Annotated in this window: 24 protein-coding genes; 12 read left to right on the top strand and 12 right to left on the bottom strand. The window is 69.4% G+C overall.

The genetic code is table 11. The features are described from left to right. The first annotated feature begins 35 nt into the window (after positions 1 to 35). Positions 36 to 413, top strand: coding sequence for a hypothetical protein (locus tag BM252_RS19485; protein WP_093389346.1), 378 nt, complete (start codon positions 36 to 38; stop codon positions 411 to 413). Between the two features lie 226 nt (positions 414 to 639). Here BM252_RS19485 and BM252_RS19480 read toward each other — a convergent pair whose 3' ends face one another. The 3 genes from BM252_RS19480 to queC form a co-directional block, all read right to left on the bottom strand. After that, entirely contained in the window at positions 640 to 864 is a 225-nt protein-coding gene (locus tag BM252_RS19480) for a hypothetical protein (protein WP_093389345.1), read from the bottom strand. Further along, positions 861 to 1,985, bottom strand: coding sequence for an esterase/lipase family protein (locus BM252_RS19475; RefSeq protein WP_093389344.1), 1,125 nt, complete (start codon positions 1,983 to 1,985; stop codon positions 861 to 863). Before BM252_RS19475 ends, BM252_RS19480 begins: the two co-directional genes overlap by 4 nt. Positions 1,986 to 2,102: 117 nt before the next feature. Beyond that, positions 2,103 to 2,825 (bottom strand): 7-cyano-7-deazaguanine synthase QueC, encoded by a 723-nt coding sequence (queC, locus tag BM252_RS19470; RefSeq protein WP_093389343.1) that lies wholly within the window; start codon positions 2,823 to 2,825, stop codon positions 2,103 to 2,105. A gap of 205 nt (positions 2,826 to 3,030) precedes the next feature. Between queC and BM252_RS19465 the strand changes: the two genes are divergently transcribed. Continuing rightward, on the top strand, positions 3,031 to 4,899 hold the full coding sequence (locus BM252_RS19465) for an autotransporter assembly complex protein TamA (protein WP_093389342.1): 1,869 nt from the start codon (positions 3,031 to 3,033) through the stop codon (positions 4,897 to 4,899). Then, positions 4,899 to 9,323, top strand: coding sequence for a translocation/assembly module TamB domain-containing protein (locus BM252_RS19460; protein WP_093389341.1), 4,425 nt, complete (start codon positions 4,899 to 4,901; stop codon positions 9,321 to 9,323). Before BM252_RS19465 ends, BM252_RS19460 begins: the two co-directional genes overlap by 1 nt. A 6-nt stretch (positions 9,324 to 9,329) precedes the next feature. On the opposite strand, the gene BM252_RS31125 is transcribed toward BM252_RS19460, so the two are convergent. Next, complete coding sequence (locus BM252_RS31125; protein ID WP_174900590.1) at positions 9,330 to 9,500, bottom strand: hypothetical protein; 171 nt, start codon at positions 9,498 to 9,500, stop codon at positions 9,330 to 9,332. A gap of 158 nt (positions 9,501 to 9,658) precedes the next feature. Here BM252_RS31125 and BM252_RS19455 point away from each other — a divergent pair, with 158 nt between their 5' ends. Both BM252_RS19455 and BM252_RS19450 read left to right on the top strand, forming a co-directional pair. Beyond that, positions 9,659 to 10,405, top strand: a complete 747-nt coding sequence (locus BM252_RS19455; protein ID WP_217429934.1) for a spondin domain-containing protein — start codon at positions 9,659 to 9,661, stop codon at positions 10,403 to 10,405. A gap of 10 nt (positions 10,406 to 10,415) precedes the next feature. Next, on the top strand, positions 10,416 to 11,174 hold the full coding sequence (locus BM252_RS19450; RefSeq protein WP_093389340.1) for a spondin domain-containing protein: 759 nt from the start codon (positions 10,416 to 10,418) through the stop codon (positions 11,172 to 11,174). Positions 11,175 to 11,276: 102 nt separating this feature from the next. Here the strand turns inward: BM252_RS19450 and BM252_RS19445 are convergent, their stop codons facing one another. Further along, positions 11,277 to 13,727 carry a prolyl oligopeptidase family serine peptidase gene (locus BM252_RS19445; RefSeq protein ID WP_093389339.1) on the bottom strand — a complete coding sequence of 817 codons (2,451 nt, stop codon included), beginning with the start codon at positions 13,725 to 13,727 and terminating at the stop codon, positions 11,277 to 11,279. Between the two features lie 176 nt (positions 13,728 to 13,903). Between BM252_RS19445 and BM252_RS19440 the strand changes: the two genes are divergently transcribed. Further along, positions 13,904 to 14,443 (top strand): CcdC protein domain-containing protein, encoded by a 540-nt coding sequence (locus BM252_RS19440; RefSeq protein ID WP_093389338.1) that lies wholly within the window; start codon positions 13,904 to 13,906, stop codon positions 14,441 to 14,443. On the opposite strand, the gene BM252_RS19435 is transcribed toward BM252_RS19440, so the two are convergent. After that, entirely contained in the window at positions 14,438 to 15,316 is an 879-nt protein-coding gene (locus tag BM252_RS19435) for an alpha/beta hydrolase (RefSeq protein WP_093389451.1), read from the bottom strand. The genes BM252_RS19440 and BM252_RS19435 overlap by 6 nt on opposite strands. Before the next feature lie 111 nt (positions 15,317 to 15,427). On the opposite strand from BM252_RS19435, the gene BM252_RS19430 reads away from it, so the two are divergent. After that, positions 15,428 to 15,955 carry a DUF2975 domain-containing protein gene (locus BM252_RS19430; protein ID WP_093389337.1) on the top strand — a complete coding sequence of 176 codons (528 nt, stop codon included), beginning with the start codon at positions 15,428 to 15,430 and terminating at the stop codon, positions 15,953 to 15,955. Beyond that, a complete protein-coding gene (locus BM252_RS19425) occupies positions 15,955 to 16,224 on the top strand; it encodes a helix-turn-helix domain-containing protein (protein ID WP_093389336.1) in 270 nt (89 codons plus the stop codon). Before BM252_RS19430 ends, BM252_RS19425 begins: the two co-directional genes overlap by 1 nt. Before the next feature lie 19 nt (positions 16,225 to 16,243). Here BM252_RS19425 and BM252_RS19420 read toward each other — a convergent pair whose 3' ends face one another. Continuing rightward, positions 16,244 to 17,884, bottom strand: coding sequence for a hypothetical protein (locus BM252_RS19420; protein ID WP_093389335.1), 1,641 nt, complete (start codon positions 17,882 to 17,884; stop codon positions 16,244 to 16,246). Between the two features lie 174 nt (positions 17,885 to 18,058). Here BM252_RS19420 and BM252_RS19415 point away from each other — a divergent pair, with 174 nt between their 5' ends. Further along, positions 18,059 to 18,682, top strand: a complete 624-nt coding sequence (locus BM252_RS19415; RefSeq protein WP_093389334.1) for a hypothetical protein — start codon at positions 18,059 to 18,061, stop codon at positions 18,680 to 18,682. Positions 18,683 to 18,697: 15 nt separating this feature from the next. Here the strand turns inward: BM252_RS19415 and BM252_RS19410 are convergent, their stop codons facing one another. From BM252_RS19410 to BM252_RS19390, 5 genes are read right to left on the bottom strand one after another with little or no spacing between them, the layout of a single operon-like run. Continuing rightward, positions 18,698 to 19,279, bottom strand: a complete 582-nt coding sequence (locus BM252_RS19410) for a hypothetical protein (protein ID WP_093389333.1) — start codon at positions 19,277 to 19,279, stop codon at positions 18,698 to 18,700. Between the two features lie 4 nt (positions 19,280 to 19,283). Then, positions 19,284 to 20,000 (bottom strand): SCO family protein, encoded by a 717-nt coding sequence (locus BM252_RS19405; RefSeq protein WP_245774345.1) that lies wholly within the window; start codon positions 19,998 to 20,000, stop codon positions 19,284 to 19,286. Positions 20,001 to 20,009: 9 nt separating this feature from the next. Beyond that, positions 20,010 to 20,639: a c-type cytochrome gene (locus BM252_RS19400; protein ID WP_093389332.1), complete on the bottom strand. Its 630-nt coding sequence runs from the start codon at positions 20,637 to 20,639 to the stop codon at positions 20,010 to 20,012. Beyond that, the gene (locus BM252_RS19395) at positions 20,626 to 21,318 is read right to left on the bottom strand and encodes a cbb3-type cytochrome c oxidase subunit II (protein ID WP_093389331.1); all 693 of its coding nucleotides are present in this window, start codon (positions 21,316 to 21,318) and stop codon (positions 20,626 to 20,628) included. Before BM252_RS19395 ends, BM252_RS19400 begins: the two co-directional genes overlap by 14 nt. A 2-nt stretch (positions 21,319 to 21,320) precedes the next feature. Beyond that, a complete protein-coding gene (locus BM252_RS19390) occupies positions 21,321 to 22,913 on the bottom strand; it encodes a cbb3-type cytochrome c oxidase subunit I (protein ID WP_093389330.1) in 1,593 nt (530 codons plus the stop codon). A gap of 160 nt (positions 22,914 to 23,073) precedes the next feature. On the opposite strand from BM252_RS19390, the gene BM252_RS19385 reads away from it, so the two are divergent. The 3 genes from BM252_RS19385 to BM252_RS31750 all read left to right on the top strand — a co-directional run. Beyond that, positions 23,074 to 24,522 (top strand): aminotransferase-like domain-containing protein, encoded by a 1,449-nt coding sequence (locus BM252_RS19385; protein ID WP_093389329.1) that lies wholly within the window; start codon positions 23,074 to 23,076, stop codon positions 24,520 to 24,522. A 144-nt stretch (positions 24,523 to 24,666) separates the two neighbouring features. After that, entirely contained in the window at positions 24,667 to 25,221 is a 555-nt protein-coding gene (locus BM252_RS19380; protein ID WP_139236621.1) for a hypothetical protein, read from the top strand. A 98-nt stretch (positions 25,222 to 25,319) separates the two neighbouring features. Then, the coding region (locus tag BM252_RS31750; protein WP_245774344.1) for a transposase domain-containing protein at positions 25,320 to 25,594 on the top strand (275 nt) is incomplete at its 3' end.

The following is a 25,594-nucleotide window of genomic DNA, read 5'->3' as shown; positions in this document are numbered from 1 at the left end:
CCAAACGGCAGACAATAAACATAACGAGGGTTGCCATGAACATCAAAAGAATCCTGCCAGTCGCCATCATCGCCGTACTCGCCATTGCCGCATGGCACTCGATGGCCGGCCAAGAGATGCACATCAACATCGACGGCGACGAGGTCGACGGGCCGCTGGGGTTCTTGATCGGCACCTTGTTCGCCGGCGGCGGCCTGCTCATCGCCGCGCTGGCCCTGACCTGCGCCGCCGTCTTCGTCGGCTTCCTGTTCGCCGGACTGGGCATTTTGATGGTGGTCGGCCTGGCGCTGATGGCCGTCGTGTTGCTGGCCTGCATCTCGCCCTTCCTGCTGCCGCTGCTGATTCCGCTGGGCCTGTTCTGGTTCTTCTCGAGCCGCTCGCGCAAGCAGCGCAGCAAGCAATACGCCGTCTAAGGCCGCACCGCCACCACCCACCGCAGCACCATCGGTCCCCCGCCCCGGCGCAGTGCGCGCGGCGCGGGACCCGCAGCACCACCAGTCACGCCGGAAGCGGTCGGGGTCCAAGTCCCGGCCGGTTCGGCCCCTTTTTCCAAACACCTAGAGGCTGGTCCGCGTTGCACGGAACAGAACCGGCAGCCGGCGGCGCGACGGAAAATCGGCGGAGCGCCGTCAGGCCCGCCTAGACAACGAACTGCGCCACCATTTCCTTGTTTTCTTCGAGAATTTTCCTGTTTTTCTCGTCGATCAGGCGCAGAACCTCGGCAGGCGACATGCCTTTATAAGGCTGCATCAACGCCTCGTCCAAGCCATCGAATTTCCAGAAGGTCCATTCTCCCGCAGTCCACTCTGTAGTCACCACGAGCACGCCGTTAAGATACCGACTCGTCGTTTTTTCCGTCGTCATAACCAGTCTCCCGAGAAAAACTGCAATGCAAAGCTGGCTGCTCCCATTAGCTCGCGCAACTGGGGCAAAAGCAATGAAACACCCAAAGCCTGCATGGATTGAGTATGGATTTGATCCGCTAGGATTTCAAGCGAAACCATCCCAACAACCCGTCCCGGCGCGCCACCCGGCGCGCTCAATGGGGCGGCGACCGATGCGATGACGTCCGGCCGACCGATGCAGGGGGCAGTATGGTCGATGGCGGCCCATTGGGAGGGCGCGTTGCAAAACGCTGCTTGGAACGTTGGCGGACAAGTGACAAAAGCCCCTTGCGCGGACTCCGGCGTGATCACATAGTCCAACTCGGCCTCCGTGTACTTGGCCGCGTTCTCCGATGCAATGTACATTCCCGGAAACTGCCGAAAGGCCGCCGTGGCGCGCGGCTTATAGAAAAGACGAACCCGAGCCATGCAGCCGCAAGTCCCTGCCTGGGTGGCAAGCAACTCGCTCGCCTGTATCAGCATGACCGACAGAGCGTCGAGGATTCGTCTTTGTGAGACGACAAGCTTGGGCAGCCATAACTCCTCGAAAGTGTGGGGGTTGAAATAGTCGCTGTGGCCATATTGGCTGTGCGTATGCTGGAACAGCGAAGCGTGCTGCGCCACGAAACCATCGACGCCCGCCCGGCCCGCGCCCCTCACCACCCGGCTTGCCAGTCGTGGCCAGATATCGTTTTTCGCGATGTAGTTGGCGACATACTTCACCCGATTCGCCTCCAGCACGCGAATCCAGTCGTAGTCGGTTCGGACTATGCTGCCGGAGAACAGGATCGTTTCGAAGTTGAAGGCGCGCTCCTCTTCAATCAAACGGGCAACCAGATAGGTTCCCAGGCTGTGCGCGACGATGGATACGGGGGCATGGGGATAGTCACGGACGACTTGCGCAACCTCGTCGCGCAGCCACTTGACCCGTCCGTCGCGCGCCCAGGGATTCAAAAACTGAAACAGGTTGAAATAACCGTAGTCGAGCAGCACCGGAATCATTCCATACCGGGCAATTCGCGGCGCGATCTCCTTCTGCCACGCGCCTCTGGTTCGGATGCCGTGCAGGGTGATGACAACGGGGCGGATGTCCGGATTCATGGCTCACGTCTTCCTGCTCGCGGCGGGATCGCTCTTCAACCAGTAAACCATTTCCCAGCCACCGCGATGTGCGCGGGATCAGTCCAAGCTACCGTTGCGGGCAGATCGGCTTGCCTGTTAGACAGCCGGCTCCAGCGGCTCCGTGCCGGCGAACTGGCGGTAGCCGCGCGCACGCAGCGCGCAGGCCGGGCAGGTGCCGCAGCCGTAGCCCCAGTCGTGCAGCGCGCCGCGCTCGCCTAGGTAGCAGGTGTGGGTGTCGGCGCGGATCAGGTCGACCAGGGCCTGGCCGCCCAGCTCGCGCGCCAGCTCCCAGGTCTGCTTCTTGTCGCGCCACATCAGCGGGGTTTCCAGCTTGAGGCGGGTCGCCATGCCCAGGTTGAGCGCCACCTGCAAGGCCTTCATGGTGTCGTCGCGGCAGTCCGGGTAGCCGGAGAAGTCGGTCTCGCACATGCCGCCGACCAGCACCGTCAGGCCGCGCCGGTAGGCCACGGTGGCGGCCACCGTCATGAACAGCAGGTTGCGGCCGGGCACGAAGGTGTTGGGCAGGCCGTTGGCCTGGGTCTCGATGGCGATGTCGTGCGTCATCGCCGTCTCGGAGATAGCCGAGATCAGCGACAGGTCGATCATGTGGTCGGGGCCGAGCTTACGGTCCCATTCCGGCGAGGCGGCGCGCAGCTTGTCGATCACGGTCGGGCGCACGGTCAGCTCGACGGCGTGGCGCTGGCCGTAGTCGAAGCCGATCGTCTCGACGTGGGCGTAGTGGTGGAGGGCCCAGGCCAGGCAGGTGGTGGAGTCTTGTCCACCGCTAAACAGCACCAGTGCGGTATCGCTTGCGAGCATTGCAATCTTTCTTTTCGGCGGAGCGGGCAGCCGCTGCCCATCGAAGGACAGCGGCGGCCGGCGCGGCATTATAAGTACGCCATCATTTTGGGCAATCCGGTAACATGCAAGCTGCGCTTATCCCCGATGGAGTCTCATGTTTCCGGCATCACCCGCTAAAAAATTGGCAGGATCACGAATTTTGGCACATCTGGCGCCAAATGTAATGTTGCGTGTCGCGCTGGCCGGCCGCGCCCTTCCCTCGGCGCTGCCCTCGGCGCTGCCGGCGCTGGCCCTGCCGCTGCTGGTGCTGCCCCTGCTGGCGGCGGCGCCGGCCCGCGCCGCCGAAGGCTTCGACTACACGGTGCGGATCGACGCGCCAGCGCCGCTGAAGGAGATGCTGGAGAAGAACCTGGACCTGCTGCGCTTTCGCGGCAACGCCCGCGTCGACCGCGAGCAGCTGCAGCGCATGGTGCGCGCCGCGCCGGCCCAGGTGCGCACGCTGGTGGCCACCGACGGCTACTACGATCCGGTGGTCAGCGCCCGCCTCGACGGCGACGGCGCCGAGCCGCGCGTGCTGGTGACGGTGGAGCCGGGCGAGCCGGTGCGCGTGGCCGAGGTGGCGCTGGTGCTCGAGGGCTTCGCGCCGCCGGGCGACCAGGCCAAGGAGCTGGCCTTCGACACGGCGGCGCTGAAGGCCGGCTGGAGCCTGAAGCAGGGCGCGATCTTCCGCCAGGAGGACTGGGAACAGGCCAAACGCAACATCCTGCGCCAGGTGGTGCAGACGCGCTACCCGCGCGCCCGCATCGTCGACAGCGCCGCCACCGTCGATCCGGAGCAGCACCGCGCCGAGCTGCGCGTGGTGCTCGACAGCGGCCCCGAGCTGCGCTTCGGCGAGCTGCGCGTGGAGGGGTTGAAGCGCTACCCGGCCAGCATCGTCGCCAACCTGAACCAGATCCACCCGGGCGACTACTACAGCGAGGCGGCGCTGCAGTCCCTCCAGTCGCGCCTGCAGGACACCGGCTACTTCAGCAGCGTCGAGGTGAGCGCCGACATGTCGGCCATCCTCAACGAGCAGCTGGAGGCGGGCGAGGCGGCCGAAGCCGGCGCGCCCGCCGCAGCAGCGGCCGGGCCGATGGCGCCGCTGCCGCTGCTGGTGCGGGTGAGCGAGAACAAACGCAAGAACGTCAGCGCCGGCCTGGGTTTCTCGACCAACACCGGCAACCGCGCCTCGCTCAGCTACGACGACCTGTCCATCTTCGGCCTCAAGCTGAAAAGCGCGCTGACGCTGGAGACCAAGAAGCAGACCGCACGCGGCGACTTCTACTTCCCCGTTACGCCCAAGGGCTACAGCGACAGCGTCGGCGCCTCCTTCGAGCGCAGCGACATCTCCGGCGAGGTGACCAGCGTGACCACGGTGGGCGCCAAGCGCGCCTGGGGCACGCCGCTGCTCGAACGCAGCCTGGCGCTGGAGTTCCTTAGCGAGGCCAAGACCATCAACAACGTCGACGCCGGCAAGAGCAAGAGCCTGCCGCTCACCTACAGCATCACCCTGCGCCGGCTCGACAACCTGCTGTTCCCCACCAAGGGCTACGCCATCAACGCCCAGCTGGGCGGCGCCCTGCTGCCGCTGCTGACCGACGAGGCCTTCGTGCGCGGCTACGGCCGCGCCGTGCTGTACCAGCCGCTGGGCGCGCACAGCAACGTGATCCTGCGCGGCGAGGCCGGCGCGCTGGCCTCGAAGAACAAGAGCGGCGTGCCGGCGGTCTACCTGTTCCGCGCCGGCGGCGACCAGTCGGTGCGCGGCTACGCCTTCCAGCAGCTCGGCGTGCAGGAGGGCGGCGCCATCATCGGCGGACGCTACCTGACCACCGCCAGCGCCGAGTACCAGTACTGGTTCAAGCCGACCTGGGGCGCCGCCGTGTTCTACGACGCCGGCAACGCCGCCGACTCGTTCAAGGACCTGCATCCCAAGTCCGGCTACGGCGTCGGCGCGCGCTGGAAAAGCCCGGTCGGGCCGATCAACGTCGACGCCGCCTACGGCCACGCCGTCAAAAAATACCGCCTCCACTTCTCGCTGGGATTTAGCTTCTGATGTCCGACACCACCCTGCCCGCCGGCGCCGCGCCGGCCACGCCGTCCACACCACCGCCGCCGTCGGCGCCCGCGCCACGGCGCTGGCTGCGCCGCCTGCTGTTCGCGCTGGCCGCGCTGGTACTGCTGCTGGCCGGCGCCGCCTGGCTGCTGGGCCGCGAGTCGACCTTGCAGCAGCTGGTGCAGCGCCTGTCCAACGCCAGCGGCGGCCAGATCACGGTCAGCGGCGTCAGCGGCTCGCTGTACCACCGCATGCACATCGGCCACCTGGTCTACCGCAGCCCGGACAGCGTCGTCACCGCCGACGGCATCGACATCAACTGGTCGCCGCTGCAGTACTTCTCCGCCGGCCTGGCGATCAGCGAACTGCACGTCGCCAGCCTGCGCGTCGACAGCCTCGGCCCGTCGAAGCCGACGCCGATGCCGACCACGCTGGCGCCGCCGTTCCGCCTGTCGGTGGGCGACGCCCGCCTGGGCCGCCTGACGCTGGCCAGCAAGAGCGGCAGCGACGAAATCCGCGACCTGCGCTTCAAACTGGCCGGCGACAAGGACGGCTGGCACCTCGAGGACGCCACCGCCTCGACTGCCTTCGGCCAGCTGCGCGCCGAGCTCACCATCGCCGGCCAGCGCCCGTTCGCGCTGAGCGGCAAGGCCAGCCTGGCCTACACGCCGGCGCCGCCGGCAGCGCCAGCGGCGAAGCCGGCCCTGCCGGCGGCCACCGTCGCGCTGACGGCCGGCGGCGACCTGGAACTGCTCAAGCTGAGCGCCAAGGGCGCCGCCGGCAAGGCCACGCTGGACGCCGCGCTGACGCTGGCGCCGTTCGATCCCATCATTCTGCGCGGCGCCGACATCCAGGGCCGCCACATCGACCCGGCCGGCTTCGACGGCAGCATGCCGCAGGCCGACCTGAGCCTGCAACTGCAAGCGACGATCACGGCCAAGCAGGCCATCAGCGGCCAACTGGCGCTGCGCAACGAAGGCAAGGCCGGCCCGGTCGACCTGCATCTGCTGCCGCTGCAAGCGCTGCAGGCACGCCTGGGCGGCACCCTGACCGCCACCAACATCGACGCCGTCAGCATCGATTTGGGCGCGGCCGGCCAATTCAAGGGCGCCGGCCACATCGCCCGCGCCGCGCCGGACGCCGGCATCGCCACGGCCGACTTCGCGCTGCGCACCGAGCGCCTGAACCTGCACGGCCTGCACGGCAGCCTGCACAACAGCGCCATCGCCGGCGACATCAAGCTGGCCAGCGACGCCAAGCGTCAAACGTTGACCGCCACGCTGGCCGACGCCGGCCTGCGCCTCGACCTGCGCGCCACCCTGGCCGACGCCCTGCTGCAGATCGAACAGGCCCGCCTGCAAGCCAAGAAGGGCAGCATCAACCTGACCGGCCAGGCCAGCCTGAAGGACGCGCAGGCCTTCAAGGCCAGCGCCAGCGCCCTGCACTTCGACCCGGCCGCCTTCGGCAACTACCCCAGCGCCGACCTGAACGCCGAACTGCGCGCCAGCGGCAAGCTGGCGCCGGCCTGGCAGCTGGCCGCCGACTTCGTTCTAAAACCGAGCAAGCTGCTCGGCCAGCCCTTGTCCGGCAAGGGCAAGCTGAACGCCGACGCGCGCCACGTCAGCGGCGTCGAGGCCAAGCTGGCGCTGGGCCAGAACACGGTGGAACTGGGCGGCAGCTTCGGCGCGCCCGGCGAGCAGCTGCGCTGGAAGGTCGACGCGCGCCAGCTGTCCGCCGCCAGCAGCGACCTGCTCGGCGCGCTCAGCGCCAGCGGCGTGGTCAGCGGCAGCATGGAGGCACCGCGCTCCACCTTCGAGGCCGACGCCAAGGGCCTCGGCCTGGCCTCGGCCAAACACCCGGTGCCGGACAGCCTGCTGCACGCCAGCGGCGTCGTGCAGCTGAGCGGCGCCCAGCGCCAGCCCGAACTGACCTTGAGCGGCAGCGCGCAGCGCTTCAACCCGGCCGCCTTCGGCCCCTACCCATCCGGCAGCGTCAACGCCGACATCAGCGGCAGCGGCGGCCTGGCCGGCGGCTGGCACGCCGGCCTGAACCTCACGCTGCAAAACTCCACCCTGTCCGGCGCACCGCTGGGCGGCTACGCCAAGCTGACGGCCGCCGCCGGCCGCGTCGAGCGCAGCGACATCAACCTCCGGCTCGGCGCCAACAGCCTGGTCGCCAGCGGCGGCTTCGGCGCGCCGCGCGACCGGCTCGACTGGAAGCTGGACGCGCCGCAGTTGAACAGCCTCGGGCCACAGTTCGGCGGCGTGCTGCACGCCGCCGGCACCCTGGCCGGCGGCAGCGCCCAACCGGCGCTGACCTTGACGCTGGACGGCAGCGCGTTGCGCCTGCCCGGCCAGCAGCAGCTCAAATCGCTGCGCGGCAGCGCCAGCATCGGCGCCGCCGACGCGATGGTCAGCGACATCGTCCTGAACGGCTACACCAGCCCTTCCTTGGGCCTGAACCAGGCCCGCCTGCAAAGCAGCGGCACGGTCGCCGCCCACGTCATCCAACTGAGCGCCACCAACGCCGACTTCGACGCCGCCCTGCGCCTCAAGGGCGGCTGGAAGGGCAACGCCTGGAGCGGCAGCGTCGACACGCTGCAGAACCGGGGCCGCTTCGCCCTGACCTTGCAGGCGCCGGCGCCGCTGCGCCTGGCCGCGCCGGCCGGCGCCGGCGTGGCCGGCCTGCTGCACCCCGAGCAGATCGCGCTGGGCGCCACCAGCATCGCGCTGCCGGCCGGCAGCCTGCGCCTCGACTACCTGGAAAAGAGCGGCGCCCAGTGGCGCAGCAAGGGCCAGGCCGGCGGCGTGCCGGTCAACTACCTGGCCCAGTTGTCGGACGCCTGGCGCAGCAACGTGAAGAGCGACATGACCCTGGGCGCCGCCTGGGCGCTGACCCTGCAGGCGCCGAAGGGCGGCGCGCCGGCGGTCGAGGGTATGCTGCACGCCTACCGAGAAAAGGGCGACATCACCGTGCTCGGCGCCGACCTGCCGCTGCCGCTCGGCCTGCGCCAGCTGGAGGCGCGCGCCGACGTGGCCGGCAACACGCTGCGCATGCAGCTGACCATGGACGGCAGCCGCGCCGGCCAGTCGAAGATCGACGCCAGCGTGCAGATGGTCGACGGCCGCATCGCCGGCAGCAGCGCGCTGACCTTGAGCGGCAGCGCCAACATGGCCTCGCTGGCCTGGCTGGCGCCGCTCACCGGCCAACCCGGGCTAGAGCTGGACGGCGCCCTCAAGCTTGCCATGACGGGCGGCGGCAGCATCGCCGCGCCGCAGCTGAACGGCGACATCAGCGGTGAAAAACTGGTACTCAACTGGGCCGAGCAAGGCATCAAGCTGCGCAACGGCCAGTTGCAGGCCAAGCTGGCCGGCGACCAGCTCCAGCTGCAAAAACTCAGCTTCGACGGCGCCGAGGGCCGCGCCCAGGCCGACGGCTGGGTGCGCTTCGCCAACGCCGAGGCCAGCATGGCGCTCAAGCTGACGGCCGACAAGCTCGAGCTGCTGTCGCGGCCCGACCGCATCCTCGTCGTCAGCGGCAGCAGCACGCTGACGCGCGACGCCAAGCGCTTCCAGCTCGACGGCAAGTTCCGCGCCGACCGGGCCCACATCGAGCTGGCCTCGCAGGACACGCCGACCATGAGCGACGACGTGGTCATCGTCGGCCGCGGCGGCGGCGCGGCGGCGGCCAAGGCGCCGCAAGGCCCGCCACTCAACATCGACGTCGAGGCCGACCTGGGCGACAACTTTAACCTGAAGGGCAAGGGGCTGGACGCGCAGCTGGCCGGCGCGGTGCGCATCCGCGTCGCCGAGCGCCGGCCGCCGCGCGCCAGCGGCAGCATCCGCGTGGTGTCCGGCACCTACGCCGCCTACGGCCAAAAGCTGTCGATCGAGCGCGGCGTGATCAACTTCACCGGCGCCTACGACAACCCGGGCCTGAACATCCTCGCCGTGCGCAAGCGCCCCGAGGGCGACGCGCTGAGCGAGACCAACGTCGAGGCCGGCGTCGAGGTGCGCGGCACGGCGCTGGCGCCGGTGGCCAAGCTGGTCTCGACGCCGACCGTGCCCGACAGCGACAAGCTGGCCTGGCTGGTGCTCGGCCACGGCATCGAGAACACCGCCGGCAACGACATGGCCCTGCTCAGCACCGCCGCCGGCGCGCTGTTCGGCGGCGGCCAGGGCAAGCTGGCCAACTCGCTCGGCGTCGACGAGCTGGGCGTGACCCAGGCCAAGGGGCTGGAAAGCACCGTGGTCACGGTCGGCAAGCGCATCTCCTCGCGCGCCTACCTGAGCTTCGAGCAGGGCGCCGGCTCGGCCACCAGCCTGGTCAAGCTGCGCTACAAGCTCAACCCGCGCATCACGTTGCAGTTCCAGACCGGCACCAACAACGCCCTCGACGTGCTCTACACCTGGGCCTTCGACTAGTCCGGCCTAACTGGGATTGTGGTCCGGCACCGGGTCGTCCTGCGGCAGCGGATGCGGCTGGTGGGGATGGGCCGGCGGCTCCGGCACCGGCTCGTCGACCGGCGCCGGGTCGGGCGCGCGGTGGGCGCGCAGCGGCTGCTGGTGGTGTTCATACTTCCCGGCAATATCATCGAACATGGCGACTCCCTCGCGGTGGCTAATCGCCCCATTCTACGCCGCCGCGATGCTGAAAAAATAATTATGCAAGTCGTGTAAGGATCGCCGCTCCGGCGCAGACGAAGCAGCAGTCCCCTCGTCGAGGGGCCTGCCCTTCAACCACCACGACCGAGACCCACATGATGAAAACTCCCCGCACCGCCACGGCATTGCGGCTGGCCCTGGCCAGCGCCCTGACGCTGGCCGCCCCCGCCCTGTTCGCCGCCGACCTCAGCGTCAGCGTCACCAACCTGACGCGCGGCACCTGGTTCACGCCGCTGCTGATCAGCGCCCACCCGGCCGGCTTCAAGGCCTTCAACGACGGCGCCGCCGCCAGCGTCGAGATCCAGAGCGTGGCCGAGGCGGGCGACACCAGCGGCGTGCAGGCGCTGCTGCCGGCCGGCGCCAGCAAGGTGGTCAACCCCAACAACGGCCCGCTCAAACCGGGCGGCAGCACCACCAGCGCCAGCTTCAGCGGCGGCGCCGGCACAGCCAACAGCCAGTTGACCATCCTGGCGATGATGGTGCCGACCAACGACGGCTTCATCGCCCTCAACGCCATCGACATTCCGACCACGCCCGGCACCTACAGCTACAACGTCAACGCCTACGACGCCGGCACCGAGGCCAACGACGAGAAGAAGGCCGCCGCCGGCGGCATCAACCAGCCCGGCATGATCTTCCCGGCCTTCCTGAACGACGCCACCGGCAAGCTGTCGGCCGACATCAACCCGGCCGCGCCCGGCTTCGCCAACGCCAGCAAGGAGGGCTTCGTGCACATCCACCGCGGCATCGTCGGCAGCGCCGCCGGCGGCGTCAGCGCGCTCGACAACACCGTCTACCGCTGGCTCAATCCGGTGGCCCGCGTCGTGTTGACCGTCAAATAAGGGGAAGCACATGCGCTCCACATACCCAACCCGCGCCGGCCTGACCGCGCTGGCCGCCGCCCTGATGCTGGCCGCCTGCAGCGGCGGCGACAGCGCGCCGGACACCACGCCGCCACCGCCGGCGCCCACCACCGCCAGCTATGAAATCACCGTGGTCAACCTGACCGCCGGCCAGCCCTTGTCGCCGCTGGTGGCGCTGGCGCACAACGACGGCTTCAGCCTGTTCAAGGTCGGCGATGGCGCCAGCGTGGCGCTGGAACACCTGGCCGAGGGCGGCGAATCGGCGCCGCTGGCGGCGCTGGCCAAGGACTCCCAGTCGGTCTACGCCAGCGCCGTGGCGACGGCCGGCCTGCCGCCCGGCGCCGGCAACAAGGCGGTGCTCACGCTGACGGTGCCGCTGGCCGCGCTGCCGACGCTGCGCCTGTCGCTGGCCAGCATGCTGGGCAACAGCAACGACGGCTTCACCGGCGTCAGCGCGCAGTCGCTGGCCACGCTGGCGATCGGCGCCACGGTGGACACCCGCCTGCTCGGCTACGACGCCGGCACCGAGCGCAACACCGAGTCGGCCGACAGCGTGCCCGGCCCGGCCACCGCCAACTCGGGCGGCAAGCGCGAAGCCTTCAACGCCGCGCGCGACGACGCGGTCAACCATGTGCATCTGCATCCCGGCATCGTCAGCAAGGACGACGGCCTGCCCACCTCGGCGCTGACCCAGGCGCAGCGCTGGGACAACCCGGTCGCCCTGCTGAGCGTCAAGCGCACCCAGTAGCCTAGCGCCGCGCGGCGGCGCAAAAAAAAGCGCGCTCCGCTCGGCTCGAGCGGGGCGCGCCTTGGCACGCCAGGCCGGGTTCTTCCCCGGCCATTGCCACGTTCAGGGCATGGCCTGCTTGACGTACTTGTCGAGCCAGCGGTTGGTCTCGAACAGCATGTGCAGGATCGACTCGCGGGCGCGGTAGGCGTGCGACTCGTTGGGCAGCATGACCAGGCGCGCCGTGCCGCCCAGCCCCTTGATGGCCTGGAACATGCGCTCGCTCTGCAGCGGGAAGGTGCCGCTGTTGTTGTCCTGCTCGCCGTGGATCAGCAGCATGGCGTCCTTGATCTTGTCGGCGTTGTTGAACGGCGACATGGCCTGGTACACCTCCTGCGCCTGCCAGAACTGCCGCTCCTCCGACTGGAAGCCGAACGGCGTCAGCGTGCGGTTGTAGGCGCCGCTGCGGGCGATGCCGGCGCGGAACAGGCGGGTGTGCGCCAGCAGGTTGGCCGTCATGAAGGCGCCGTAGGAATGGCCGCCGATGGCGATGCGGTGGCGCTCGGCCACGCCACGGCGGATCACCTCGTCGACGGCCGCCTCGGCGTCGGCCACCAGCTGGGCCAGATAGGTGTCGTTGGGCTCCTGCTCGCCGTCGCCGACGATGGGGAAGGACGGGTTGTCGAGCACCGCGTAACCCATCGCCAGGAAGGCCGCCGGCCCCCAGTAGCTGACCGAGTTGAAGCGGTAGGGCGAGCCGGTGGTCTGGCTGGCCGCGCTGCTCGACTTGAACTCCTGCGGATAGGCCCACATCAGCAACGGCAGCGGGCCGTCGCGGTGCACCTCGTAGCCGGGCGGCAGCAGCAGCGTGGCGGTCAGGTCGACGCCGTCGGCGCGCTTGTAGCGCACCTGCTCCTTGTGCACGTCGAGCAGCTGCGGCGTCGGGTGGGGGAAGTCGGTCAGCGCGGTGAGCTGGGCGCCGGCCGGCAGGCGCAGGTCGCGCAGGTAGTAGTTGGGCCGCTCGGTCGGCGTCTCGCGCGTGGTCAGCAGGCGCGTGCCCTCCTCGTCGAGCACCGCCACCACGTTCTCGTAGTGCGGCGCGGCGCTCTGGAACAGCCGCTCCTTCTTCTTGCTGGCCAGGCTGAGGCGGTCGATGAAGGGGCGGTCGCCGTCCGGCGTGGCGCCGGCGCCGTCGAGCAGGATGCTGTCGTCCGGGCCGATCAGCAGGCGCGGGAAGCCGGCGCTGTCGGCGCGCAGCACCGGCGCGCCGGGGCTGCTGTAGCGGTCCTCGTAGGAGCCGGCGTAAATCAGCTCGGCCGGCCGCTCCGGGTGGTCGGGCGCGATGCGCCACTGCTTGACGGCGCGCGTCTTGTACCAGCGCTCGGTGACCAGGGCCAGGTCGCCCCGGCCCCAGGCGATGCCGGCGTAGCGCGCGCCCAGCCGCGCCAGCACCTGCGCCGGCGCCGAAAACGGCGCCGCCTGGCTGTACACCAGGTCGCGGATCTCCAACGCCACGGCGGGGTCGCCGCCGTCCTGCGCCTCGGCCCAGACCAGGGTGGCCGGCGCGTCGGCGCGCCAGCTGACGTGGCGCACGCCGGGCGAGACGGCGTCGTTGCCGGGTGGCAGGCCCTCCTCCAGCGGCAGCTCGGCCAGGGTGTGGACCACCCGGCCGTCCATGTTGCGCACCTCGATCCGTTCGCCGAAGCTGGCGGCCGGCACGATGTAGGAATACGGCCGGGTGATGCACTGGGTCAGCAGGTGGCGCCCGCCCGGCGCCACCGAGACGCGCGAGAACTGGTCGGCCTTGCCGATCATGCGGGTGCGGCCGTGCAGGTCGATCAGCGCCAGTTGCACCGTCACGTAGTGTTCGAACAGGCGGGCGTCGTCCTCGTTGCGCAGCAGGTCCTGGTAGGTGCGCAGCTGTTTGCGGCTGCCGCCCGGCTCGCTGTCCTGCTGGTTCGGCCCGCTCGGCACGCCGCTGCCCTGCGGCGGCTTGTTGAGGCCGACGGGGCGCAGTTGCACCACCAGGCCGGTGCTGTCGGGCAGCCAGTTGAAGCCACGGCTGAGCACGGCGGACAGCGGCTTGTTGAGCACCTTGCGGGCGTTGCGCGCGGCCACGTCGACCAGCCACAGCTCGACGCCGCCGGTCTCGCCGCTAAAGGCGACGTGGCTGAAGGCCAGGTAGCGCTGGTCGGGCGACCAGCTCAGGTCGGCCACGCGCAGGGTGTGCGGCAGGCCGCGGATGCGCAGTTCCTTCTGCGTCGCCAGGTCGAGCAGGCCGAGGTCGGTGGCGAAGGAGAAGCGGCTGGCGGCGCAGGTGCGCGGGTTGATGCGCAGGCCGGCCAGCTTGAGCTCCGGCTGGGCCACCTCGACGATGCTGGGCAGCGGCGGCGTTTGCAGCAGCGCGGCCAGGTTGCGCCGCGGGCTCAGGCTCAGCGCCGGCGCGCGCGGCGCGTCGACGATGGCCTGCAGCGCCGCCGGCGGCAGCTGGTAGCCCTGCTCGGCGGCGCCGGCCTGGGGCGAGGCGGCCATCAGGCCCGGCGGCAGAGGCATCGTGGGGAGGGCTTGATTCATGGCGGTCCGATCCGGGCAAGGCGGCGCGGCGCGCGAAATGGCGCCGACACCGGGACATATTGCTCACGCACCACACAATTGTCAATCGGCAGCGCAGCGCGGCCGCCGGGGCGGCCACGTTCTGGCTTACAATCGCTGTTTTGGACTGGCCGATCCGGCCACGCGGAAGCTGAAACATGGAAATTACCACCCTGATCCTGCTGTTGCTGGTGCCCCTGCTGGTGTGGCGCATCTACTCGCGCCTGAAGACGCTGATGGGCCGCAACCCGTCGCAGCTGTGGCGCCACTACGCCTACGGCCTGCTGCCGCTGCTGCTGGTCGGCCTGCTGGCGGCGCGCCTGGTCGACACGCCGATCGCCCTGCTCGCGCTGGCGGCCGGCGCCGCCGCCGGCGCCGCGCTGGCCTTCCGCGGCTTCAAGCGCAGCCGGCTGGAGAACACGCTGCAGGGTTTCTTCTACACCCAGGACCTGCGCACCGGCGTGGTCATCTCGATGCTGTTCATCGGCCGCCTGATGCACCGCGCCTTCGAGCTGTACCTGCAGATGCACGACCACATCCCGCTGCCGCCCGAGATGTTCCACCAGATGCCGCTGACCACCGGCCTGTTCGGCCTGCTCGCCGTCTACTACGGCGCCTACCACCTGCTGCTGGCGCGCTGGCGCCGCACGCAAAAGCCGGTCAGCGCGCTCAAGCAGTTCGACCTGCCGCCGCTATAGACCGGCCGCAGCCGGCGCCATCGCCGGCGCCGGGCCGGCCGCGCTGTCGCGCACGAAATCGCAGTAGACCGGCACGGTGGCCGGCTGCTCCAACACGTTGTTGTGCCCCGCCCCGGGCAGCGCCAGCAGGCGTTTGCGCCGGCCCGGCAGCGCCTCGAACATCTTGCGCGCCAGCGGCAGCGGCGTGATCCTGTCGCCCTCCCCCATCAAGATCAGGCTGGCGCCGTCGTAGCCGGCCAGGGTGGCGACGTTGTCGATGCCGCGCAGCGGCGCGCTCACCTCCACCGTGACGAAGGGCCGCGCGTACCAGGGCACGTTGGCGTTGGCCCAGTCCAGCGCGTTGGTGGTGGTCGACTCGAGCACCAGCGCGCGCACCGGCCGCTGCTGCGCCACGTAGGCGGCGATGAAGCTGCCCAGCGACTGGCCGTGGACGACCACCCCGCCCGGCCGCCCGGCGTTGACCAGGTCGAACTCGCGCAGGGCGTCGGCCTTCATCGTCGCCACGTCCGGCGCGCCGCTGCTACGGCCGTAGCCGCGATAGTCGAACATCACCAGCTCGAGCGGGCAGGAGGCCAGGGCGACCGCCACCTCGGCGCCGTGCTGGTCGAGGTGGAAGGCGTTGCCGCCGAAGTAGAGCACGGTGGCGGCGCTGTCCGCCCGGCTCAGGCGGACGCCGCGCAGGCTGGCGCCGTCGGCCGTGGCGATGCTCTCCTCGCGTAGCGTGAAGGCGGCCGGCAGCGTCTGCTCCAGCGTGCTGGCCGGGCGCGGCTCGCCAGCACGGTCGGGCCGGATGAAGTTGCGCTCCTCGATCTGCAGCGTGCCGCAACCGGCCAGCACCAGCGCCGCCAGCAAAGCAGCCGGCCATCTCGTCATAGTTTTCACCTGCATAGTCCCCACCTCGCTCGTATGGTTTAGAATTGAACATATAACAACCATATATTACTGTAAAACGATAATTACTTATCGTTTTGCGATAAAGATAAAATGACCAACTCGATCCGCCCCGTGCGCCTTTTGCTGTGGCTGTGCTGCACCCTGCTGGCCGGTTTCTTCCTGCTGTCCTGGATCGGCCTGCCGCCGCGCGTCGGCGGCCTGCGCGTCGACATCGTCCCCAACGGCCTGCTGCCGGCGCAGCTGCTGGCCCTGGGCGGCGGCCAGCGCCTGCTCGGCGCCGCGCTCGGCCTGCCCGCCCTGCTGATTCTGCTGTACGGCCTGTGGCGGCTCGACCGCCTGCTGCGCAACTTCCGCCGCCTGGCCCTGTTCAGCGACGACTCGATCGGCCACCTGCGCGCCTTCGCCGCCGCCGTGCCGCTGTCGACGCTGGCCGCCGTGCTCGAGCAGCCGGCGCGCGCGCTGGCGCTGCGCGCCGCCGGCGCCGATGTCGGCGCGCCGGCCTTCTGCTTCAGCTCGGAGCAGATGATGCTGGTGTTGGTGTGCGCGCTGTTCTACCTGGTCGCAGGCCTGATGCGCGAAGGCCGCCGGCTGGCCGACGAGAACGAGGGCTTCGTCTGATGGCCATCGTGATCCACCTCGACCTGATGCTGGCCCGGCGCAAGGTCAAATCGAAGGAGCTGGCGGCCTACGTCGGCATCACCGAGCAAAACCTGTCGCTGCTCAAGTCGGGCAAGGTCAAGGGCATCCGCTTCTCGACCTTGGAGAAGATCTGCGAACGGTTGGCCTGCCAGCCCGGCGATTTGATCGGCTGGAACGCCGACGAGGCCGGCGCCGAGGAACTGGACGCGGACGGTCGGGACGGCCAGAACGGCGCGGAGCTGTTCTAGCGCCCCCGGGACCGCCGCGCTATTCCAACGCCTGCCCGGCCAACAACCTGGCTAGGTTCTGACGAACATCGGCGTTGGGCTCCGTTTCGTAAGCGCGCTGCAGGTCGGCTCGCGCATCGCTCGGCCAGTTGGCCGGCGTCCAGTCCCGCAGGGCGCGCATGGCCAGGTTGCGGTTACGGATGACGGGGCTGCGCAGCCCGGCCTGGATCAGCACGTAGCCCGTCGCGGGGAAACGACCCAAGCCTTGCAACAGGCTATCAAGCACGCGATGCGGCGCGAACTCCTCGCCGAATCCGTTCGCCAGCGCCGCCCCGCCGCCGATGGCGTCCAAGTCGATCTGGCTGAGCGCGAGCGCGATCACCCGCCGCACCCGCAACGGGTCGTCGGTCTGCATCAAAAAATACCATTGGTCGGAGCCGCCGCGCACCTGGCGCTCATAGTACGCCTCCCATGGATCGATGCCGACCGCGCTGGCGGCCCTGCTGGCGCTCGCAAACGCGGCGGCATCCGGGTCGGACAGTTGTCGCACGACCAGGCCCGGCCAATAGTCCAGGGCCAGCACCTGGCCGGCCAAGGCCGCCACCTTGGCACGCACGCTGCGGTCCCAGCCATGGGCCGCCAGCGTGTCCCAGGCGCGCTCCTCGTCCTCGACAAAGGAGATGATCGCCTCGACCGCCGACAGATGCTCCAGCCGGGTCGGCCGCATCGCCAACAAGCGTTCCAGATAGGCCCGCAGCACCGCCGCACCGTCGGCGTAGTCGTCAATGTCTTGCGCCGGGCCGCCGGCGATCAGCGCCGCGATGATCTCGCCGGCCCCCAACAGCAGAGCCGGGTCGACCGCATCGGCGCGCAGGCTGCCCAGCAGGTCGCCACCACTGGCGCAGGCATAGGCCAGGTATTCGTCCATGATCGAATTCTTGTAGCCCTCGCGCAGCAACCAGTGGCGGATGTCGGCCCGCTCAGTTCTGGCCAAACGCTCGACCAAGTGGATCCGCCCCCAGCCGTTGACGCGGCGGGCCAGCGACCACCAGGCGTCCTCCACTTCGCCGCCGTTCAGCGTGTTGCCGAGCGATACCAGCGCATACAGCGTGAACTCGTCGTGCATGCCCAAGCGCATCAACAGCTCGCGTTCGTACGCGGGGCGAAACAAGCCAAGCAGGGCAATGGCTATTTTGAGCGGTCCCCGGTCCGGGCACTCCATCGCCAACCAGCGCACCAGCGCGTACAGTTCGGCGAGCGGCAGCTGCGGTATGTGACGCAACCGTGCCATCAAGGCGTCCACCTGGCCCAGGGCCTTGTCCGTCTCGATCAAGCGATAGAACTGCTGCAGATTGTGCCGTGTCGGACTCCGCGCGGCGCACAGCAACGCCTCCTGCAAGACGGCGGCATCCGACTCGGAAGCGGCGGAGGAATGGTGGCCCAGCACGCCGTCCAGTGCGCCTGGCGCCCAGCGCAGTTCGGTGTCGCTTCCGGCGTGCAGAACTGCCTCGTCGGGCAGCACGTCAGCCTCCGCCGGCAGCGGCTGGTCCCCCGCCAACTGGTACGCGGCGAGGAAACGATAGATGCTCGGCCGTTCCGCCGCCCAGGGCGGTGGAAAGGGCGCGTCTTGCGGTACGGCGCTGTCAGCTCCGCCAAACAGTTTGGTCAACCAGGTCTTCATATCAATTCGTTATAGTGGTGTGGACGCCGCCGCTGCAAAGCGGTGTCGCATCAACTGCGACAATCTGGACGTGAAAGTGCTATGGTTGTGCGACTGCGAGCGGGATCAGTGATATGCTTAGTGTATCCGCAAAGCAACTTTGCATGGCATTTTCTTGAGTGAGACGATAGTGCTATGGACGTTGCCATCTACGACAAAACCGACAAGGGCCGCGACGAAATCGCCACCCGCCGCCACCGTTTGGCGCCTCGTTTGCGCACCCTGCTGGTGATGGTGGACGGCCGCCGCAGCGACGGCGCGCTGCTGGCCGGCTTGGCGCCGCTGGGGCTGGGCGCCGACGACCTCGCCACGTTGCTGGCGCAGGACTACATCCGGCTGGCGCGGCGCGACGCGGTGGCGGTGCCTCTTGCGCCGGCCTCGCCGCCGGAAGCCGCCGCGCCGGCGCCGGCCGCCGTTGCCGCCGCAGGTTCCGCCGCTGGTTTCGCTTCGGATTCGGCCCCGGGTCCGGCCCTGGATTCGCCCCCGGCCGCGACCGCCACGGCGGTCACACCGGCCCGGGCGCGGCAATTTCAAGCGCTGTGCCAATTCTTCAACGGCACCATCAAACGCAACATCGGCCTGCGCGGCCTGGCCTTGCAGCTCAAGGTGGAGCACGCCGCCAACGTCGACGAGCTGCGCGCGCTGCGCCAGCCCTTTCTCGACGCGGTGCACAAGGCCAAGGGCGGCGAGGTCGCCCAGCGCCTGCGCGCCGAACTCGACGAGCTGCTCGACAACGGCCCGCCGGACGAACCAGCCTGAACACCCGGATCGGCACTAGAGCGCGCCGTCGCCGGCCGGCGCCATGCTCGTCAGCGCCGGCAGGAACACCGCGTGCAGCAGCCACAGCACCAGCACCGACGAGGACAAGGTCACCAAGCCGGTGCCGGCGCTCCACTGCTGCTCGCTCAGGTAGACGCTGCACAGCTGCTGCGGCGCGTCCTGGTACAGCAGGCCGCCGGCAATGCTCATCCAGCTCCAGTTGAACATGAAGAAGCCTTGCAGCACCAGGCCGGCCACCGGCCAGGCGGCGCCGGCCAGCGCGCCGGCCAACAGCAGGCCGAGCACCTTGAGCGCGTTGGCGCCGGGGTGCAGCACCGCCAAGTCGAGCGCCACCGGCAGCATCCACACGCTGACGATCAGCAGCGCCGCCAGCAGCATCGGCGGGGCGTAGGCGCGCGCGGGACGCCAGCGCGCGCCGGCCAGCGCGGCGGCGTACCAGCCGAGCGCGAACAACAGCGGCAATTCGGCGAGCATGTGCCGTGCCATGCTCGCCTCCAGCCAGGGGTGGGCCAGCCCGAGCAGCGCCAACAGCGCACCGGGCAGGCAGGGATGGCGCAACAGGCGGGGCGGCAGCATGGCGTCAGTCCAGCAACAGGTCGGCCAGCGCCTGGTCGGGCCGGTCGAGATCGTAGGTTTGCACCAGCCGGCCGAGCGGATCGGCGACGAAGATGGCGCCGTTGTGCACCAGCCCGCCCCGTCCATCCGGCAGCACCACCACCTCGAAGGCCTTGAGCAGGCGCGCCAGGTCGGCCGCGTCGGCCACGCTGGCGAAGCGCCAGCGCAGCGGGTCGGCCTGCATACTGCGGGCGTAGGCGCGCAGCGCCTCGGGCGTGTCGCGCTTGGGGTCGAAGCTGATGGTCAGCTGGCGCACCTGCTGGTCCAGCCCGCGCGCGCGCAGCTCCTGCTGCAGATAGGCCTGGCCGGACGCGGCGGTGCGGCAGACGTCGACGCAGTGCGTATAGACCAGCGTGATCAGCGTGCTCTGGCCGCTCGGGCCGGCGATGTCGGCCAGCGAGAAGCGCGCGCCGCTGCTGTCGACCAGTTGTATCGGCGGCAGCGGGCGCGGCGCGCGCACCAGGTCGATGCGGCGCACGCCGTCCGAGGTGACGGCCTGGAAGCCGCGCGTCAGATGGTCGAACAGCAGCAGGCCGGCCAGCGCCAGCGCGCACATCGCCAGCGCCGGCCCCCAGCCGCGCAGCCAACGACGCCAGCGCGAGACCGCGCCCGTGGTGACGGCATCGGCGGCGTCAATGGCAATGGCGGTGCTGCCCTCCTGGGCCTGCGACACGGCGTGCATGGCGTGACCCTACTTCGGCGCGGCGGCGAGCGCCGTGGCGATTTCCTGCGTGCCGTTCCACGGCTCGCCGCGCGTCGCCGTCGCCGCGCGCGCGGCGGCGGCGGCCGCCGTGTCGATCGGCGCGGCGGCGTTGCCCCAGGTGGCGCGCACGTGCGTCAGCACGGCGGCCAGCTCGGCGTCGGACAGCTGCTCGGCGAAGGCCGGCATGGCGCCGTTGTAGGTGGTGCCGAGCACGTCGATCGGCCCGGTCATGCCGTGCAGGACGATCTGCAGCGCCGTGTCCGGGTCGCCGGTGACCCAGGGCGAGCCGGCCAGCGGCGGGAACACGCCGGCCAGGCCCTTGCCGTTGGCCTGGTGGCAGGCGGCGCAGCGCGCGGCGAACACCTGCGCGCCGTCGACGGCGCCGCCGACGGCGGCCGTCAAGGTCGACGGGTCGCGCCGATCGCCCAGCGAGACGTCGCCGCCGGCCTCCTGCACGAAAATGTAGCCGACCGCCCACACCACCAGGCCCAGCACCAAGCCCATCACCACCTTCGGCACCGGATTGGCCTGTTCGACCGGATCGGCGTTCTCGCGCCGGGCGGCGCGCAGCTTGCCCGGCTCCCTGCCCTGCTCATTGCCTTGATTATTTGACGACATCTTGTGCTCCTTTATTATTGGCCGGCGCTGCGCTTGTGGCGCTACCCGCGCCGCCGCTCCTGGCGCGCGCCTGTGCCGCCAGCGCCGCCTCGCCCGGCGTCAGCGCCGGGTAGGTGTGGTTCATGCCGGTCAGGTAGGCCACCAGGTCGAGCGCCTCGGGCCGCGCCACCACCGCCTGGTCGTAGCCGACCGTCCCCGCCGGCAGCACGACGACGCGGTCGGTGGACGTGACGGCGCTCTTGTCCTTGACCTCGAACAGGAAGGGGAAGGCCGGCATATTGCTGTCGGCGACATAGGCGCGCGGCTGGAACAAATGGCCCAGGTGCCAGTCGGCGCTGGGCTGGCGCGCGCCGATGTTGAACAGGTCCGGCCCGGTGCGCATGGTGCCGAGCAGCGGCGGCGCGTCGTAGTGGTAGTCGGCCGCCACCGAGGGCCGGCCCCAGCCGCGCTGGGCGTCGGCGCGGCCGGCGCCGGTGCTGCTGGGCTGCTGCGTGTGGCAGGTCATGCAGCCGTTGCCGACGTAGATGTCGCGGCCGCGCAGCTGCTGGCCCGTGTAGGGTTTCAGCGCCGCCGGCGCCGGCACGTCCTTGAGCTGCATGAAGGGCACCACCACCATCGCGGAAGTGGCCATGGCCAGCGTCACCATCGCGCCGCCGAGTAGTTTGAGTTCGTTTTCCATGCTTATGCCACCGCTTGTAATGAGGCGTTATCGGTCCGGCTCAGGATGCCCGAGCGCGCCACCATCAGCACCACGTGCCAGGCGAAGGTCAGGTGGCCCAGCGTCATCAGGGCGCCGCCTATGCTGCGGCCCTGCAGCCACGGCATGGTGACCACCACCGAGTCGATGAAGGGGCGCGCTGGGTCGAGCAGAATCAGGCCCTGCAAAATCCCGCCGATGCTCAGCGTGACCAGGTAGATGGCGAAGCCGCCGCACACCAGCCAGAAGTGCCAGCTGATCAGCGCCGGCCGTGGCCAGTCGATGCCGAGCACGCGCGGCAGGGCGAAGTAGACGCCGCCGAAGATCACCATGGTGACGAAGCCGTACATGCCGAGGTGGGCGTGGGCCACCGTGAAGTGGGTGAAGTGGGTCACCGCGTTGAGCGAGCGCAGCGCCTCCAGCGAGCCTTGCAGCGAGGCCAGCGTGTACATCACCGCGCCGACCAGGATGAAGCGCAGCGTGGGCGAGCTGCGCAGCGCGCCGAACTGGCCCTTCATGGTCAGGTGCTGGTTCAGCGAGAAGGCCACCACCGGGATGATCATCATCACGCTCTGCACGATCGACAGGGTGATCAGCCACTCCGGGATCGGCCCGCCGATCAAGTGGTGGGCGCCGACCTGGCCGTAGAAGAAGGCCAGCGTCCAAAAGCCCAGCAGCGACAGGTTGTACGACTGCACCGGGCGGCCGATCACCTTGGGCAGGAAGTAGTAGACCGAGGCGATCGACAGCGGCGTGTAGAACAGGCCCAGCACGTTGTGGCCGAACCACCAGTTCATGGTCGCCTGCTCGACGCCGAAGTGCACGCCGGGGATCTTGGCGACGATGTACAGCACCGGGAACCAGAACAGCGCGGCGCCGATGTACCAGACCGACACGTACAGGTGGTGCACGCGGCGCTGCTGCAGCGTGTACACCATCGGCATGCCGATCAACATGCCGCCGACGGCGAACAGGATGCCGATCTGCCAGGGGATCTCCAACCACTCCATGCCGGCGCTGGTGCCGTTGGCCAGCGCGCCGAGGCCGGCGATCAGGCCGGCGTTCCACAGGCCGGCGCCGAGCACCGCCAGGCGGCCGCCGACCAGGGTGGTGCGCAGCAGGCGCGGCAGCATCCAGGTGGCCAGGCCGAGCAGGCCCAGTGGCGCCCAGCCGTAGGCCACCGCGTTCAGGTGCATGGTGCGCAGGCGGCCGAAGGTCAGCCAGGCGTGGTCGGTCAGGAAGTCGGGGCTGTGCAGCTTGTAGGAGCTGAGCAGGCCGGCCAGCGAGGCGACCACCAGCCACAGCACGGCCGAGCCGATCAGCACGAAGGCCGGCAGCGCGCTGGAGCGGTCGGCGCGCTCGCGCGCGTCCAGCTCGGCCGGGTCGGCCGCCTGCGCCGGGGCCGACGAGGCGTTGGCCGCCTCGCTGTCGCGCTGGCCGATTTCGCCGGCCATGAAGATGACCCGGGCGGCGGCCGGGTCGGGGTCGAACAGGCCCTTGCGCAGCGACCAGATGAAGGCGAACAGGCCGGTGATCGACAAGATAAAGGTGGCCAGCAGGATGCCGGTGGGATTCATGTTTTTCCTCGATGCCAATGGCGGTAAGATTGTTTGCAGCATGATAGTCACGCCGCGCCGCCGGCGGCATGAGCAGATCAGACGGCAAAAACCGGATCAGATGGACCGCCCTCATCGTCGATATGCTTTACCATGCGGGGATACCGAACCAGCACAGCCTATGAATCTCTACGAAGCACTCGCCCGCGACATCTCCGAATCGATCCTGCAGGGCGTGCTCGGCCCCGGCGACCGCCTGCCCTCCGTGCGGCAGACCTGCGCCAACCGCAACGTCAGCCCGTCGACCGTGTTCCAGGCCTACTACATGCTGGAGGCGCAGGGGCTGATCCAGTCGCGCGAGCGCTCCGGCTACTTCGTCGCCGTGACGGGCAACGGCGGCGCCGCCAGCCTGCTGCCGCCCGAGCCGGACACCGCCTCGCGGCCCGACGAGGCGGCCGCGCCGCTGGCCGTCAGCGAGCGCGTGTTCGAGGTGCTGGAGTCGAGCATGAAGCGCGACGTGGTGCCGTTCGGCTCGGCCTTCCCCAGCCCGCTGCTGTTCCCGCTGGCGCGGCTGGCGCGCATGATGCGCAGCAGCGTGCAGGAGCTCGACCCCTGGGCCAGCGTCGACGACCTCACGCCCGGCAACGCGCGGCTGCGCCGCCAACTGGCGCTGCGCTATTTGATCGACGGCCTGCACGTGCCGGTCGAGGACATCATCGTCACCAACGGCGCGCTGGAGGCGCTCAACCTGTGCCTGTCGGCGGTGACGCGGCCGGGCGACGCCGTGCTGATCGAGGCGCCCTCCTTCTACGCCTCGCTGCAGGCGATCGAGCGGCAGGGCCTGCAGGCCATCGCCGTGCCGACCCACCCGCGCGAGGGCATGGACCTGGCGGCCGCCGAGCGCGCGCTGGAGCGCCACCGGCCCAAGGCCTGCTGGCTGATGACCAATTTCCAGAACCCGCTGGGCAGCACCATGTCCGACCAGAAGAAGCAGCAGTTGGTGCAGCTCTTGACGCGCTACCAGGTGCCGCTGATCGAGGACGACGTCTACGGCGAGCTGTACTTCGGCGGCAAGCGGCCGTCGCCGGCCAAGGCCTTCGACACCGAGGGCCTGGTGATGCACTGCTCCTCGTTCTCCAAATGCCTGGCGCCGGGCTACCGGGTCGGCTGGGTGGCCGCCGGCCGCTACGCCCGCCAAGTGGCGCGGCACAAGCTGACCAGCACCCTGACCACCTGCGCGCCGGCCCAGGCGGCGCTGGCGCTGTACCTGGAAACGGGCGGCTACGACCGGCATCTGCGCCTGCTGCGCCACAAGCTGGCCGACCAGCAGGCCGGCTTCATCGAGGCGCTGGGGCGCCACTTCCCGGCCGGCACGCGGGTGACGCGGCCCAAGGGCGGCTACTTCCTGTGGGTCGAGCTGCCCGAGCAGGTCGAGGCGCTGACCGTGCACCGCGTCGCGCTGGCGCACGGCATCAGCGTCGCGCCGGGGCCGATCTTCGCGCCGCAGGCCGACTTTGGCAACTGCCTGCGGCTCAACTACGGCCACGAGTGGGACGCCCGCGCCGAGGCGGCGCTGGCCACGCTGGGGCAGATCGTCCGCTCGCTGGCGGCGCCGCCCGGCCACGCCTGAACCTGGCGTGGCAATGGAATGACAAATAAACTATTGAGCAAATGTCAATATTGGTAGAATACCCCGCCAGCGCGCCACAGGTGACAAGCGCCCGCCAGCACCAACACCCATAACAACGATAACAACGATAGCGAGACAGCCTTCATGACCATCCCCGCCGCCTTGCGCCGCATTCTGCTTTGTCTGGCGTGCAGCGCGCCATTGACGGCGCTGGCGCAGTTCAACGCCGGCTGCACCATGCAGCCGCCGCAGGCCGCGCTACAGGCCAAGGCCTACCCCGGCTACAAAATGGAGCGGCGCAAGGCCAACCGCAGCATCGAATCTGCACCGCTGCACGACGGCATGCAGGTGGAGATCCAGCAGGGCCAGTGCGTCGACTTCGTGGTCATCGCGGTGACGCTGGTGCTGCCGCGCCAGGCCCACGCCGAGGCCAGCGAGAGCGAGTTGATGGAACTGGCGCGCGGCGAGATCGCCCGCCTGAAGACCAGCGCGGCGGCCGGCAAATACGACGAGCTGCAGCAGTTCCTGGCGCAGGCGCACGGCATCCCGGCGCAACGCGGCAAGCGCGCCGCGTGCAAGGACCAGTCCGAGGCGCAGCCCGGCCAATGCTCGTGGGAGAGCACCGGCGGCTTCATCGTCGAAGTGCGCTACCGGCCCGACACCATCCGCGTCACCGTCACCGAATACACCAGCGCATAGGCCACCTCTGAAACATCGGGGTCAGTGCCTAATGCCGTTGACTTAAGCAATCGATAGCGGTTGTAAACGCGGTTTCGTTGTGTTAACTTCTCGGCATGATGCTATCCGATGCCATACTGTTCGCCAATGAAGTGCCTGATCCGTTCGACTGGAACCGATTCGGCGAGCATTTACCTTACGAAATGATTGAAGCCGCACTGGCCGAACATGGCAAGGCCAGCATTCGCCGCCGCCGTCTGCCGGCCCAGCAAGTTGTTTGGCTGGTTATTGCGCTGGCGCTGTATCGACATCGCTCCATCGCTGAGGTGCTGGGGGAGCTGGATTTGGCGTTGCCGGACATGGCGGCGCCGTTTGTGAGTGATGGCGCCGTAAC

Origin of the sequence: Rugamonas rubra (assembly GCF_900114705.1) — a bacterium.
Classification (GTDB): domain Bacteria; phylum Pseudomonadota; class Gammaproteobacteria; order Burkholderiales; family Burkholderiaceae_D; genus Rugamonas; species Rugamonas rubra.
The sequence above is the reverse complement of the archived record's forward strand: the minus strand, read 5'-3'. Positions and strand labels throughout refer to the sequence as shown.